Source organism: Oceanicella sp. SM1341 (assembly GCF_003448965.1).
GTDB lineage: Bacteria > Pseudomonadota > Alphaproteobacteria > Rhodobacterales > Rhodobacteraceae > Paroceanicella.
In genome coordinates this window covers 116,866-130,720 of record NZ_QRGC01000012.1, presented here as the reverse complement: position 1 = coordinate 130,720, position 13,855 = coordinate 116,866, and the positions used below count along the sequence as shown (strand labels likewise).

The window sequence follows — 13,855 nt, the reverse complement described above, 5'->3', positions numbered from 1 at the left end:
AAGCTACTCGCGCCCCAGGATGGAACAATGAAACTTCTCCTCCACATCGGTCCTCACAAGACCGGAAGCTCCTCTATCCAGGTATCCCTGAGGCATTCTCAGGAGTATCTGAAGGAACAGGGCGTGTTCTTCCACGCCCCGGAGGACATGGTATGGGCGCTGCCCGGCCTCTATAGCGGCAAATGGAACCAGAGGACGCCTTTTGTCGCCCAGAAGTTCGGCCAGGGTGTCGACATCAACGAGTGGTCCGCCGCGCACTGGCGGGAATTCGAGGCCGCAGTCCTCGACAGCGACGCGCGCATCACCATCATCTCGAGCGAACAGTTCAGCACCCTGCCTCCCGAGGGCATTGGGCGGATGATGGAGCGCCTGCGCGCGATGTTCGACGAGATCAAGGTCGTCGCCTATGCCCGTGACCCGGCGAGCCTCTATCTCTCCGGCCTTCAGGAGGGCATCAAGGCCGGTCGGCGGCTGCGCGACGTGCCCCTGCCCGACGAGTACCACTACCGGCTGCGCATGCAGCTCGAGCGCTACGTGGAGCACGTGGGCCTGGAAAACGTCATCGTCAGGAGCTTCGACCGCAAGAACCTCAAGGACGGCGACGCGGTAAAGGACTTCTGCCAGGTCGTGAGCGACGAGGGCTGCGACATCGACATCCCGTCGAAATCCACCAACGAGTCGATCCCCGGCGCGGCGCTGGCCTGGTTTCTCGCCGCCAACGAGCTCTCGCCCTTCCTGCCGCGCACCGACGATCATCGCCACGTGGTCGACCTGCTGTATGCCTCGCCCGAGATGGCGAAGTTTCCCAAGATGAAATTCGGCTCCGACGCGATCGGAGAGGCGATCCGTCACCGGGCGGCGGCGGACTCGGCCTGGATCAACGAGACCTTCCTCGCCGGCCAGGTGCCGCTGCCGCTGGGCTCGGAGGCCCGGCATGAGGCGACCACGCGCCAGGCGCTGCGGAGCTGGATCATGAGTTATCTCACGCTCGAGGCCGTGAACATCATCACCGAGGTGGTCACCGAGGGCACCGGGGTCTCCGGAGAACAGCGCCGCAAGCGCCGTCCGCGCGCCAGTACGGCCGCCTGATCGGGCAAGGAGGGACCGCGCGCCGGTCTCTCCTCACGCCGCCGCGTCGGCCGTCTGCCACACCAGGCGGCCGGCCCGGAGCTCCGCCTTCGGCGGCGAGAATTCGATCGCCTGCCCGCTCGCGCGAAGGTCCTCGACACTGCCGACGAAACGCTCGGGATCAGACATGTCGAGATCACGCAGCTGCGTCGGGCAGATCCGCCACCACTGCGAGGCAACGAGCCTCTCGCAGATCTCGTCCGCGAACCGCAGGCGCAGCACCCGCGCCGGGTTTCCGGCCACGATGGCATAGGCCGGCACGTCCTTCACCACGTTCGAGCCACCGGCCACCACGGCCCCGTCGCCTATCGTCACGCCCGCCTTGATGGTGCTGTGCGCGCCGATCCAGACATCGTTGCCCACCCGGACCGGCCCATAGGAGGTGTTGAACGGCTCCGTCTTGCCCCGATGCTGGTACTCCTCGGGGATATCATCAGACTTGAAGTACTTTCCGTAATGATACGGACTGGTCGTCACCTGATCATAAGGGTGATGACCATCCATTACGTTCACCTGAACGGCGACACTGCAGTATCTCCCAAGCTGCATGCGCGCGATACTTGGTGAATTCATGGACGCATAGGAAAAGGATCCCATCTGCATCAGGATGCCACGCGGGTGCCGGCTGAAGGCTTCCACCGTGATGCCGCGCTCGGAAATCAGCTGCGCCCCCGGCCTGATCGGCGCCGCGCCGGCACCCTGAAAGGCGCGGATCGCAAGCCTGTCCAACTCGGCTGCTTCTGCGGGAGTGATGGTAAGTTTCACAGCGCCCTCTATCTGGAGTACGGCTCAAGCTACATCGCATATCGGCGTAGTCAAATTTTTTCCTTAATTTGTAACTCTCTGATTTCCCATCAGCAAAACGGCCCAATCCACTGAAACGTTCCATTCGGCCCGCCGGCCACGGAATGCCGCGCTGATTGTGCGATCAATCGCGGATGACGGGGGCGAAGAAACCGCGGCGCCGGTCCGGCGGCCCGCTGGCGCAGTACGGCCCCGATCCTCATTCGTGAACGGCCCCTGCCGCTCTCGCCCGGACAATTCCACAATCGCGCAGTACACTCATGACTTCTGTCACCCATTTTTACGATTTCATGGAGCTTGATGTGCCAAACAATAGCGTAACCAATCAAAGTAATGGTCTGACCGTACTGCCCCCGGAGGAATGGGTTCTTTCCGGGCCCCTGCCCGACACCTGGGGCCCCCTGCTCATCAGCCATTCATTCTACATCGATGCGGGCGACCCGACCTCCGCCCTGTTCGCGCAGGTCTACATGACCCCGGTCTCCGACTACCAGGTCATCCGCGACGAGGAATACATCGGCGATGGCGTGCCACTCGCCCTGCTCGATCTCTCGGGCCTCGAGCATCATGCCACGCGCTCCGACATCTCCATCAGCGACAGTTCCTACGCCTTCACCTTCACCGGCTCCGCGGGCGCGGACACGCTCACCCTGTCGCTCCCTGCAGGCTCCGAGGTGCATGGCGGGCCGGGCAACGACCGCGTCTACGGCGGGGCGTTCGAGGACGCCGTCTTCGCCGGCGACGGTGCCGACCGGGTTTACGGCCACGCCGGGGCCGACCTGCTGCGCGGCGGCGGTGGGCGCGACGTCGTCTACGGCGGAGACGGTGCAGACCAGGCCCATGGCGGCATCGGGGATGACAGGCTCTACGGCGGTCCGGGAAACGATACGCTCTTCGGGGGCGACGGGCATGACTACATGATCGGCGAGGCCGGAAACGACCGGCTGCTCGGCGGCGCGGGCAACGACCGGATGTACGGTGCCGCGGGCGACGACATCCTCTACGGCGAGGCCGGAAACGACCGCATCGCCGGACATGTCGGCGACGACCAGTTCTACGGCGGCGCCGGCAACGACGTGCTGTTCGGCGGGCCCGGCCACGACCGGCTCGACGGAGGCGCGGGCGCGGACCGGGTCGTGGGCAGCGGCGGGCGCGACATCCTCGCGGGCCGAAGCGGCAACGACGCGCTGATCGGCGGCACCGATGCCGACCGGTTTCTCTATTCCGACGGCGACGGCTTCGACCGCATCCTCGACTTCGACCCCGACGAGGACCGCGTCGACCTGCGCGATTTCTCGCCCGCGGCCTCTTTCGCGGAGCTGCGCCAGGAGATCCACCAGACTCCGCACGGCGCCCTCATCATCGGCGGGGGCACCGACCAGCTGCTGCTGCGCGGCGTAGACGCGAGCGCCTTGCGGTCCGACGACTTCATCTTCTGACCGCAACGGGGCCCCGCCCCTCACGGACGGACCGGCCCGCCGCCCTTCAGGATCCACTGCCCGAAGCGTTGCGGCGCCGGAGCCCTCCAAGGCCCGGATGACCCGCGCCCTGCGCGCCGGCGTGGGCGCGCGCCCGTCATGTCCTGGCAAATCGGCTTTCCGGTCGCCCTCGCGCGGGGAAGGAGCAATCCGCCGGCGGGCCTGCCGCCTCGGAGCATCACGCCGGACTGCCGAAATCATGGTGGGCGGTGAGAGGCTCGAACTCCCGACATCCTCGGTGTAAACGAGGCGCTCTACCAACTGAGCTAACCGCCCCCGACCGGGGATCAGGCCTCCGCGACTTCCTCTTCGGACTTGGGCGTGGCGAGGATCACCTTGTAGGCGGTCTTCTGCTCATCACCCTCGCCGAACTTGCGGACAACGATCCGGCCGAGAGGGGGAATAACAACAACCTCCTCGGCTTGCAACTGCTCGTGGATGGAGGAGAACAGCGCATCCGCGATTTCGCGGACGACGCGCTTGGGCTTCCCGGTCGTCTCCGCGACGTGGTCGATCAGTTCCATCTTCTTCATCGTCTCTCTCCCTGTGCGGCCCGGGCCGGAACGGCCCGCGGCACAACCACAGTGCCTGAGGGCCGACACATTGCAACTGGTTTCGGAAAGGTTACACAGCCGCCGGGAGCGCATGAAAAAAGCGGCGGACAGGTGCCTGTCCGCCGCCGTTTCAGGGCTCATGTCACCGGGCGATCAATGCGCGGTGAGGTCGGTCTCCGCCGGCTTGGACTGCGGCGGCAGGTCGGCCTCGGGCGACCATTCGATCGGCTCGGGCTGGCGGGTGAGCGCCACCTTCAGCACCTCGCGGACCGACTCGACCGGGATGATCTCCATGCCGGATTTCACCGAGTCCGGGATGTCCCGCAGGTCCTTCACGTTCTCCTTCGGGATCAGCACCGTCTTGATGCCGCCGCGCAGGGCAGCGAGGAGCTTCTCCTTCAGGCCGCCGATCGCCAGCACGTTGCCGCGCAGGGTCACCTCGCCGGTCATCGCCACGTCCTTGCGGACCGGGATGTCGGTGAGCACCGAGACGATCGAGGTCACCATGCCCACACCCGCGGAGGGGCCGTCCTTCGGGGTTGCCCCCTCGGGCACGTGGACGTGGATGTCCATCTTCTCGAACTCGGTCGGCTTCACGCCCAGGCTGAGCGACTTGGAACGCACGTAGGACGAGGCCGCGTCGATGCTCTCCTTCATCACGTCACCGAGCTTGCCGGTGGTCTTCATCCGTCCCTTGCCGGGCAGTTTCAGCGCCTCGATCTGCAGCAGGTCGCCGCCCACCTCGGTCCAGGCCAGGCCGGTGACCACACCCACCTGGTCGGTTTCCTCGGCCAGGCCGTAGCGGAACCGCTTCACCCCGAGCATCTCCTCGAGCTTCTCCGGCGTCACCACGACGGACTTGGTCGTGCCCTTCACGATCTCGGTCACGGCCTTGCGGCACAGGCGGGCCAGCTCGCGCTCCAGGTTACGCACGCCCGCCTCGCGGGTGTAGGTGCGCACGATCTCGAGCAGCGCGTCGTCCTGCAGTGTGAACTCACCCTTCTTCAGCCCGTGCGCCTTCTCCTGCTTGGAGAGCAGGTGACGCTTGGCGATCTCGACCTTCTCCACCTCGGTGTAGCCGGCGAGCGGGATGATCTCCATCCGGTCGAGCAGCGGCCGCGGCAGGTTGTAGCTGTTCGCGGTGGTGAAGAAGAGCACGTTCGACAGGTCGTACTCCACCTCCAGGTAGTGGTCCATGAAGGTCGAGTTCTGCTCCGGATCGAGCACCTCGAGCATCGCGCTCGCGGGGTCGCCGCGGAAGTCCTGGCCCATCTTGTCGATCTCGTCGAGCAGGATGAGCGGGTTCGTGGTCTTGGCCTTCTTCATCGACTGCACGATCTTGCCGGGCATCGAGCCGATATAGGTCCTCCGGTGGCCGCGGATCTCCGCCTCGTCCCGGACACCGCCGAGCGAGATGCGGATGAACTCGCGCCCCGTGGCCTTCGCCACCGACTTGCCCAGGCTGGTCTTGCCGACGCCCGGAGGGCCGACGAGGCACAGGATCGGCCCGCGCAGCTTGTCGGAGCGCGACTGCACGGCGAGATACTCGATGATCCGCTCCTTGACCTTCTCGAGGCCGTAGTGGTCATCGTTGAGGATCTTCTCCGCCCGGCCGAGGTCCTTCTTCACCCGGCTCTTCACGCCCCAGGGGATGGCCAGCATCCAGTCGAGGTAGTTGCGCACCACGGTCGCCTCGGCCGACATCGGCGACATCTGGCGCAGCTTCTTCAGCTCGGCCAGCGCCTTGTCCTTGGCTTCCTTGGTGAACTTGGTCGCGTTGATCTTCTCCTCGTACTCGGAGGCATCGTCACGACCGTCCTCGCCATCGCCCAGCTCGCGCTGGATGGCCTTCATCTGCTCGTTCAGATAGTACTCGCGCTGGGTGCGCTCCATCTGCGTCTTGACGCGGCTCTTGATCTTCTTCTCGACCTGCAGCACCGACATCTCGCCCTGCATCAGACCGTAGATGCGCTCCAGCCGCTCACCGACGTCGAAGACCTCCAGCAGCCCCTGCTTCTCGTCGAGCCGCACGCCCAGGTGACCGGCAATGGTGTCGGCCAGCTTGGCAGGCTCGGTGAGATCGGCGACGGAGGCCACGGTCTCGTCCGGCACGTTCTTGTTGAGCTTGGCGTATTTCTCGAACTCGGCGGCGATGGTGCGGGTGAGCGCCTCGATCGTGGACGGATCGTTGGCGGTCTCCTCGATCAGCGTCGCCTCGGCCTCGAAATAGGAGTCGTTCTCGATGAAACGGTCGATGTGCACGCGCGACTTGCCCTCGACCAGCACCTTCACGGTGCCGTCGGGCAGTTTCAGCAGCTGCAGAACGTTGGCGATGACGCCGACCTCGTAGATGTCGGAGGCGGCAGGCTCATCGATGGACGGATCCTTCTGACTGGACAGGAGGATCTGCTTGTCTTCCTTCATCACGTCTTCCAGCGCCCGCACGGATTTTTCGCGCCCCACGAAAAGCGGAACGACCATGTGCGGGAACACGACGATGTCGCGCAGCGGAAGGACGGGATAGGAAACGCTTCCTGAACTGCTCATGTACTTGTCCTTTCTGCAAGGCGCCCTGCCCCGGCGCATCCAGCGGCATGACACCCCCAATTCGGGCTTCACATTTGGGGTGACCCCCCGCCGGGTTCAAGCGCCCCCGGCCTTCGGGTGCCTGATGTGAAGCCGGCCCCGAGTCAGTGTGTCACTGATCCTTCAACGAAGTGTGCGCTGCCGCGCCGGCGCCCGCAAGCGCGAACAGACAGGCGCCGGGCAATCTGCCGGAGTCGCCCTCAGAGCGGCTCCACGTCGCCTTCCGCGCGCCGCGCATGGAAGGCGCGGGCGAAATCCTCCAGCGTGCCGGCGGCCACGGCATCGCGCAGCCCCTGCATAAGCTCCTGATAGTAATGCAGGTTATGCCAGGTGAGCAGCATGGAGGAGATGATCTCCCCCGCCTTGAACACGTGGTGAAGATAGGCACGGGAATAGTGGCTGCAAGCCGGGCAGGAGCATTCGGGGTCGAGCGGGCGCGGGTCGTCGAGATGTCGCGCATTCTTGATGTTCACCGCGCCGAACCGGGTGAGCGCCTGGCCCGTGCGCCCCGAGCGCGAGGGGAGAACGCAGTCGAACATGTCCACCCCGCGCTGCACCGCACCCACGATGTCGTCGGGCTTGCCGACCCCCATCAGGTAGCGCGGCCGGTCGGCGGGCAGCATGCCCGGCGCGTAGTCGAGCACGCCGAACATCGCCTCCTGCCCCTCGCCCACCGCGAGCCCGCCGATGGCATAGCCCTCGAAGCCGATGGCGCGCAGCTTCTCGGCACTCTCCTCGCGCAGATCGCGAAAGACGGAGCCCTGCTGGATGCCGAAGAGCGCGTGGCCCGGCCGGTCGCCGAAGGCATCGCGCGAGCGCTGCGCCCACCGCATCGACAGCCGCATGCTCTCCGCCGCCACCGGCTCGGTGGCGGGGTGCGGCGTGCATTCGTCGAAGCACATCACGATGTCGGAGCCGAGCAGGCGCTGGATCTCCATCGAGCTTTCCGGCGAGAGATGGTGCACCGAGCCGTCGACATGGCTCTTGAAGCGCACGCCCTCCTCGGTGAGCTTGCGCAGGCCGGCGAGGCTCATCACCTGGAAGCCGCCGGAATCGGTGAGGATCGGGCGCTCCCAGTTCATGAACCGGTGCAGCCCGCCCAGCCGCGCCACCCGCTCCGCCCCGGGGCGCAGCATCAGGTGATAGGTGTTGCCCAGCAGGATGTCGGCCCCTGTCGCGCGCACGCTCCCGGGCAGCATCGCCTTCACCGTGGCGGCGGTGCCCACCGGCATGAAGGCCGGGGTGCGGATGTCGCCGCGCGGGGTGTGGACGGTGCCGGTGCGCGCCGCACCGTCGGTGGCGGAAATCGTGAAGCGGAACGTGGCGGTCATCTCGGGGGCCTCTCTGGACGCGGCGGCGCGGTTTCCTTATATGATTGGTCGGGAAATGAAAGGCAGGATCTGAGCCATGGACGGAAACGAGATGATGGAAGGGGCGCCGATCATTCAGCCCTCGACCACCGACCACCCGCTCTACGACGCGGTCGTGGAGGCGTGCCGCACCGTGCACGACCCCGAGATCCCGGTGAACATCTACGACCTCGGGCTGGTGTACACGATCGCCATCGACGCCGAGAACAACGTCGCCATCCGCATGACCCTCACCGCCCCGGGCTGCCCGGTGGCCGGCGAGATGCCCGGCTGGGTGATGGATGCGGTGGAGCCCATCGGCGGGGTGAAATCCGTCGACGTGGAGCTGGTGTGGGACCCGCCCTGGGGCATGGAGATGCTCTCGGACGAGGCACGGCTCGAGCTGGGCTTCATGTGACCCCGCGCCCTTGCGCGCGGGCAGGCTTCCTCCTATTTTCAATGTGATGCCCCTGCCCGGACCTCCGGGCGGCGGGACCATGCCATGAAGGAGCGCCAGAATGTTCGGCATCCCCGGAAAATCGCCCGTGACCATCACGGACGCCGCCGCGAAACAGATCGGCAAGCTGATGCAGGGCGGCAAGTACGGCCTGCGCATCGGCCTGAAGAAGGGCGGCTGCGCGGGCATGGAATACACCATGGAATACGTCGATGCCGCCGACCCGGCGGACGTGGTGGTGGAGCAGGACGGCGCGCGGGTGCTTATCGCGCCGATGGCGCAGATGTTCCTGTTCGGCACCGAGATCGACTACAAGGTGTCGCTGCTCGAGAGCGGCTTCGCCTTCAACAACCCCAACGTGACGGACGCCTGCGGCTGCGGCGAATCCGTGAAGTTCGACACCGCCGCCGGGGCCTGACTCCCGGCGCGGCGATCCCCCGCATCCCGGCCGCCGGTCGCGAGACTGGAAGGCACCCACCTCCTGCGCTATCTGTCGATGCGTCAACGACATCAGGAGGACAGGGATGACCCGACGCAAGCTCGCCGCCGGAAACTGGAAGATGAACGGGCTCAGGACCGCGCTGGCCGAGATCGAGACCCTGCGTGACAGCTTCCCCGAACCGGCCTGCGACGTGCTGATCTGCCCCCCCGCCACCCTGCTCGCCCAGTCGGCCCTCGCCGCGGCGGGCTCCTCCATCCGCCTCGGCGGGCAGGACTGTCACGTGGCCGCCTCCGGCGCGCATACCGGCGACATCTCCGCCACCATGCTCTCCGACAGCGGCGCGACCCATGTCATCCTCGGCCATTCCGAGCGCCGGGCCGACCATGGCGAAAGCTCCGCCCTCGTGGCGCAGAAGACGAAGGCCGCCTGGGACGCCGGCCTCACCGCCGTGGTCTGCGTGGGCGAGACCGAGGCCGAGCGCGACGCCGGCCACACGCTCGACATCGTCACCACCCAGGTGGCCGAATCGATCCCCGATGGCGCGATCGCCCTCACCACCGTGGTGGCCTACGAGCCGGTCTGGGCCATCGGCACCGGCCGCACCCCCACCAACCCGGAAATCGAGGAAGTGCACACCGCCATCCGCGGCGCCCTCGCACGGCGCTTCGGCGCCGACGTGGCCGACGGCATCCGCATCCTCTACGGCGGCTCGGTGAAGCCGGGCAACGCGGCGGAGATCTTCGCGCTGCGCGACGTGGACGGGGGGCTGGTCGGCGGCGCCTCGCTGAAGGCCTCGGACTTCTCCGAAATCATCCGCGCCGCGGAAGGCTGAGCGCGCGGCGCGGGGCCCGCGAGGGGCCCCGCGCCCGCATTTCAGTGCTTCATCAGGCTCATGGCCTGCTCGATCCAGTTGTCGCGGAACGGGCGGCCCTTGAAGGCGGTGAGATTGGCATCCACCCAGGCGAGGTTCGCCTCGGTGAACTTGGAGATCTGGTCGAAGGAGTAGATCCCCATCTGGTTCAGCTCCCGCTCCAGCTTCGGCCCCACGCCCCGGATCATCTTCAGGTCGTCGAACATGTCCGGCGCCTTGGCGAAGAGGTTGGACGGCTTGGCCATCTTCACCACCTCATCGGCATAGTCGGCCGCCGCCTCGGCGGATTTCTGCGCCCGCTCGCCCATGGCCTCCGAGGCCTCCGTCGCCTGCTTCACCTGCCGGCGGGTGGAGATGTTCACCGTGTCCGACACGTCCGCCGCGGCGCGAACCGACTTGAAGGTCATGTCCGACACCGCGCCGCCGATATCGGCCGCCGCCTCCACGCTCTTCTGCATGGATTTCGCGGTCACCACCTCGGCGGCGTCGGCGGCCTGGGCGGCGGTCTTCATCCGGGTCTGCGCCACGGTGGCGAGGCTCTCGGTCATCTCCGCCGCCACCTTCACGGACTTCGACATCTGCTCCGTGATGGCGCGCGACATCTCGGCCATGCCGGCGTTCAGGCTCTCGGCCTCCTTCGGGTCGGCGGCAAAGCGCCAGGCCACGCCGAAGAACGGAGCCGCGGGCGACAGGCTGGCCCAGTATTCGAACGGGCTCTCGTTGGTCTTGGGGGCCCAGCGTCCGGGCTCGAAGATGGGCAGAAGTGTCATTCAGGCATCCTCCCAGGCAAATGCTGCAATGCACAAACTATCACACCAACGCTTCTTTGCAACTTTGCCACAGTTTTACCCGCTGCGTCACAGAATACCGCCCTCGCGCAAGCCATAGTGATCGGCGAGGCGCTGGAGGGCGATGCGTAGCACCACCTTGCCCGAGCGTTTCGACCAGCCGAGGCGCTTCTCCGCGGTCTCCAGCCCCTCGAGGAAGCAGCAGCAGCGGAAGGCGATGTCCGACAGGCCGGGGCCGAGCGCCTTCAGCGCTTCCGCCACCCGCTCGCGCGCCGCCGCCGGGCCCTCGGCCGGGCCGCGCCCGCCGCTCTCGCCGCCCTGGGTGCCGGCGGTGAGGAAGCGCTCCCAGTCCTGGGTCACGCGGGGGCCGAGATTGGCGCGCTCGAAATCCTCGCGCAGGCGCTCGCCGGCCTCCAGCTCGCGGCGCTTGAGGAAGGCCTCGCCCTTCGGGCCGGAGCGCCGGGCGAGCCAGGCGAGCGGAGACTCGGCGGCGTTCACCGTCACCTCGCGCGGGCCCTCCCTGCCCTCACCGGGGACGAGGCGCAGCGCCTCCTCCTGGTGCTGCATGGCGAAGGGGGTGCGCGCCTCGGCGAAACCGGCAGTCTCGCGCTTGCGGATGGTGTCCTGGGCCAGCATGCGCTCGAGTGCTGCGCGCCCGGCGGCGGTGATCTCGTAGCAGGCGAGCTTGCCGCTGCGCCGGCAGGCCACCCAGTCGCGCAGGGCGAACTGGCGGGCAACCTCGCGCTTCACCGTGGCGGTCTGCCGGTGGCAGCCGGGCACGGTCTCGCGGAACACGACGGCAAGCTCCGCCTCCGGTGCGACGGCGAGGAAGGCGCCGGATTCCCCGAGCCTGCGCAGGATCCTGCGGGCCTCGCGCTGGATCTCGGCATCGGTATCCGGCAGGTCGACATGTTTGCGCTGCAGCATAGCTTCGTGCTCCTTCAGGATGGTGCCAGGCACTTCGCCGGCCTTGAAACGCAGATCGAGGCAGGCGAGGGCCTCGTCGAAGAGCGGGTCGTCCCGCTTTTCCTCGACGCGGCGCACCTGCCTGTGAACGGTGGAGGGGTGCACGCCCAGGCGACGCGACAGCTCGCGCATGGACAGGCCGGAGATGGTATGCGCCAGATATACCAGCACAGCCGCGGGAGGCGTTTCGCAGGCGCCTGCCCCGGGGCCGGAAGTCCCGTCGCCGGACCTGGCAAACCCGGCGGGCGGGGCAAAGGATGTGGCGGGATGTGTCACGTGAGAAATCCGTGCCAATTAGATTAAAATTCTACCTATAATTGAATTGTGAAAAATCAATTAACCTAAAATTGTAAATAAACCTTAACTAACGGCAAGGAATCGACCCAGCGCGCGCTGCGCTCAACACTTCCGCAACGGGGACCAATTCTGCGCAAGCATCGGGATCGACTGTTGAAACGGAGGTTCCGATGACCGCACGCCTGCCCAAGACCACCGCCCTGCGCCGCCCCGGCCTGCTGCTGCGCGCCGCCCGTGCCGGGCTCGCCGCCTATGCCCGCGACGCCCATCTCGCGCGGCTGCTGCCGGGCACGGATCCGCGCCGCGACCCGCAGGCCACGCTGCGCCGCCTGCGCGAGATGGAGGCCGCCTGCGAGACGGCCCGCCGCGCGCGGGAGACGGGCTATTCACCCAGTTCGCATGTGTCGGTGCTGGTGGCCCTGCTGGCCGAGACGCGCATGCACGCCCGGGCGGCCTGAACCGCCCGGAGCATCGCAACCGGCGCCTCGGGCCAGGGCCCCGGGTTCGCCTCAGGCGAAGGCGTCGGGCTCCTCGGCCTTTCGCGCCGCGACGAAAGCGGCGATCGCCTCTTCCGTGGCCGGGTCGATCGGCGGGCGCTGGTAGCTCTCCAGCATCCGCGACACCCGGGCCCGGGCCAGCGCGGCACTGTCGCGCCCGCCCTCCTCCGCCCAGGTCTCGAAGGGTTTGTAGTCAAGCACTTCGCTGCGCCAGAACGCCTCGCGATAGTTGGCCTGCGTGTGGGCACACCCCAGGAAGTGCCCGCCCGGGCCCACCTCGCGCAGCGCGTCCATCCCCTGCCCGTTCTCCGAGAGATCCACGCCCGAGGCGAGCGAATGCAGCGTGCCGAGCTGGTCGGCGTCGAGCACGAACTTCTCGAAGGAGGCCACCAGCCCGCCCTCGAGCCAGCCGCAGGCATGCAGCATGAAGTTCACCCCGCCGAGCAGCGCCGCGTTGAGCGTGTTGGCGGATTCGTAGCCCGCCTGCGCGTCCGGCAGCTTCGCGCCGCAGAGCGCGCCCCCGGAGCGGAACGGCAGCCCCAGCCGCCGCGCGAGCTGCCCCGCCCCGTAGAGGATCTTCGAGGCCTCCGGCGTGCCGAAGGTGGGGGCGCCCGAATTCATGTCGATCGAGGTCACGAAGGTGCCGAAGATCACCGGCGCCCCTGCCCGCACGAGCTGCGCATAGGCCACCCCCGCCAGCACCTCGGCCAGCACCTGGGTGAGCGTGCCCGCCACCGAGACCGGCGCCATCGCGCCCCCCACGATGAAGGGCGAGACGATGCAGGCCTGATTCGCCCGCGCGTAGACTTCCAGCGCTCCCATCATCACGCTGTCGAAGGTGAGCGGGGAGTTGATGTTGACGAGCGATGTCATCACGGTGTTGTCAGCGACGAACCGCTCTCCGAACAGGATCTCGCACATCCGCACCGAATCGGTGGCGCGCGCCGGGTCCGTCACCGAGCCCATGAACGGCTTGTCCGACAGGGTCATGTGCACCTCGAGCATGTCGAGGTGGCGCTTGTTCACCGGTATGTCGGTGGGCTCGCATACCGTGCCGCCGGAGTGGTGCAGCCATTTCGACATGTAGCCCAGCCGCACGAAGTTGCGGAAATCCTCCATCGTGGCATAGCGGCGGCCGCCGTCGAGGTCGCGCACGAAGGGGGGGCCGTAGACCGGGGCGAAGACCAGCGAATTGCCGCCGATCTCCACCGAGCGCTCCGGGTTGCGCGCATGCTGGGTGAAGCGTGCCGGCGCCGTGGCGCAGAGCTTTCGCGCGAGACCCCGGGGGATGTGCACCATGTCGCCGCGCACGTCGGCGCCGGCCTCGCGCCACAGCGCCAGCGCCGGCGGGTTGTCGGCGAAGCGCACGCCGATCTCCTCCAGCACCGTCTCGGCATTGGCCTCGATGATGGCGAGCCCCTCCTCGTCGAGGATGTCGAGCGTGCCGATGCGCCGCTCGATGAAGCGGGCGGTCTCGAAGCGTACCGCGGTCCGCTCCGCCCGGCGGGCCGATCCGCCGCCGCTGCGCCTCGTGCGCGCTGTCTCCGCCATGGCATCCTCCTCGTATCGGGCCCGGGCCGGCGCCCGGGCGCTCCGAGGATAGCGCGCCGGGGCGCCTTCCGGCCGGGCCGAATGCGC

13 protein-coding genes and 1 tRNA gene are annotated in these 13,855 nt (G+C 67.4%); 6 read left to right on the top strand and 8 right to left on the bottom strand.

All coding sequences use genetic code 11. From position 1 onward, the window contains the following. The first annotated feature begins 27 nt into the window (after positions 1–27). On the top strand, positions 28–1,089 hold the full coding sequence (locus D3P35_RS12935; protein ID WP_157982135.1) for a hypothetical protein: 1,062 nt from the start codon (positions 28–30) through the stop codon (positions 1,087–1,089). 33 nt (positions 1,090–1,122) lie between these two features. Here D3P35_RS12935 and D3P35_RS12930 read toward each other — a convergent pair whose 3' ends face one another. Then, a complete protein-coding gene (locus tag D3P35_RS12930; RefSeq protein WP_157982134.1) occupies positions 1,123–1,893 on the bottom strand; it encodes a CatB-related O-acetyltransferase in 771 nt (256 codons plus the stop codon). 341 nt (positions 1,894–2,234) lie between these two features. Here D3P35_RS12930 and D3P35_RS12925 point away from each other — a divergent pair, with 341 nt between their 5' ends. Then, positions 2,235–3,371: a calcium-binding protein gene (locus tag D3P35_RS12925; RefSeq protein WP_198670608.1), complete on the top strand. Its 1,137-nt coding sequence runs from the start codon at positions 2,235–2,237 to the stop codon at positions 3,369–3,371. 239 nt (positions 3,372–3,610) lie between these two features. Here the strand turns inward: D3P35_RS12925 and D3P35_RS12920 are convergent. From D3P35_RS12920 to tgt, 4 genes are all read right to left on the bottom strand, one after another. Then, a tRNA-Val gene (locus D3P35_RS12920) sits at positions 3,611–3,686 on the bottom strand. An 11-nt stretch (positions 3,687–3,697) separates the two neighbouring features. Further along, the gene (locus D3P35_RS26175; RefSeq protein WP_157982133.1) at positions 3,698–3,943 is read right to left on the bottom strand and encodes an HU family DNA-binding protein; all 246 of its coding nucleotides are present in this window, start codon (positions 3,941–3,943) and stop codon (positions 3,698–3,700) included. Positions 3,944–4,117: 174 nt separating this feature from the next. After that, positions 4,118–6,511, bottom strand: coding sequence for an endopeptidase La (gene lon / locus D3P35_RS12910; protein WP_118135146.1), 2,394 nt, complete (start codon positions 6,509–6,511; stop codon positions 4,118–4,120). A 239-nt stretch (positions 6,512–6,750) separates the two neighbouring features. Next, complete coding sequence (tgt, locus tag D3P35_RS12905; RefSeq protein ID WP_118135145.1) at positions 6,751–7,881, bottom strand: tRNA guanosine(34) transglycosylase Tgt; 1,131 nt, start codon at positions 7,879–7,881, stop codon at positions 6,751–6,753. Positions 7,882–7,957: 76 nt separating this feature from the next. Between tgt and D3P35_RS12900 the strand changes: the two genes are divergently transcribed. The 3 genes from D3P35_RS12900 (at position 7,958) to tpiA (ending at position 9,630) form a co-directional block, all read left to right on the top strand. Further along, positions 7,958–8,317 carry an SUF system Fe-S cluster assembly protein gene (locus D3P35_RS12900; protein WP_118135144.1) on the top strand — a complete coding sequence of 120 codons (360 nt, stop codon included), beginning with the start codon at positions 7,958–7,960 and terminating at the stop codon, positions 8,315–8,317. Positions 8,318–8,417: 100 nt separating this feature from the next. Beyond that, complete coding sequence (locus D3P35_RS12895; protein ID WP_118135143.1) at positions 8,418–8,774, top strand: iron-sulfur cluster assembly accessory protein; 357 nt, start codon at positions 8,418–8,420, stop codon at positions 8,772–8,774. A gap of 106 nt (positions 8,775–8,880) precedes the next feature. Then, a complete protein-coding gene (tpiA, locus tag D3P35_RS12890; RefSeq protein ID WP_118135142.1) occupies positions 8,881–9,630 on the top strand; it encodes a triose-phosphate isomerase in 750 nt (249 codons plus the stop codon). Between the two features lie 41 nt (positions 9,631–9,671). Here tpiA and D3P35_RS12885 read toward each other — a convergent pair whose 3' ends face one another. After that, a complete protein-coding gene (locus D3P35_RS12885; protein ID WP_118135141.1) occupies positions 9,672–10,439 on the bottom strand; it encodes a hypothetical protein in 768 nt (255 codons plus the stop codon). An 87-nt stretch (positions 10,440–10,526) separates the two neighbouring features. Then, positions 10,527–11,594 carry a DUF6456 domain-containing protein gene (locus D3P35_RS12880; RefSeq protein ID WP_232830493.1) on the bottom strand — a complete coding sequence of 356 codons (1,068 nt, stop codon included), beginning with the start codon at positions 11,592–11,594 and terminating at the stop codon, positions 10,527–10,529. Between the two features lie 296 nt (positions 11,595–11,890). On the opposite strand from D3P35_RS12880, the gene D3P35_RS12875 reads away from it, so the two are divergent. Beyond that, positions 11,891–12,178: a DUF6477 family protein gene (locus D3P35_RS12875; protein WP_232830492.1), complete on the top strand. Its 288-nt coding sequence runs from the start codon at positions 11,891–11,893 to the stop codon at positions 12,176–12,178. A 51-nt stretch (positions 12,179–12,229) separates the two neighbouring features. Here D3P35_RS12875 and D3P35_RS12870 read toward each other — a convergent pair whose 3' ends face one another. Then, a complete protein-coding gene (locus D3P35_RS12870; RefSeq protein WP_118135140.1) occupies positions 12,230–13,768 on the bottom strand; it encodes a trimethylamine methyltransferase family protein in 1,539 nt (512 codons plus the stop codon). Positions 13,769–13,855 lie beyond the last annotated feature (87 nt).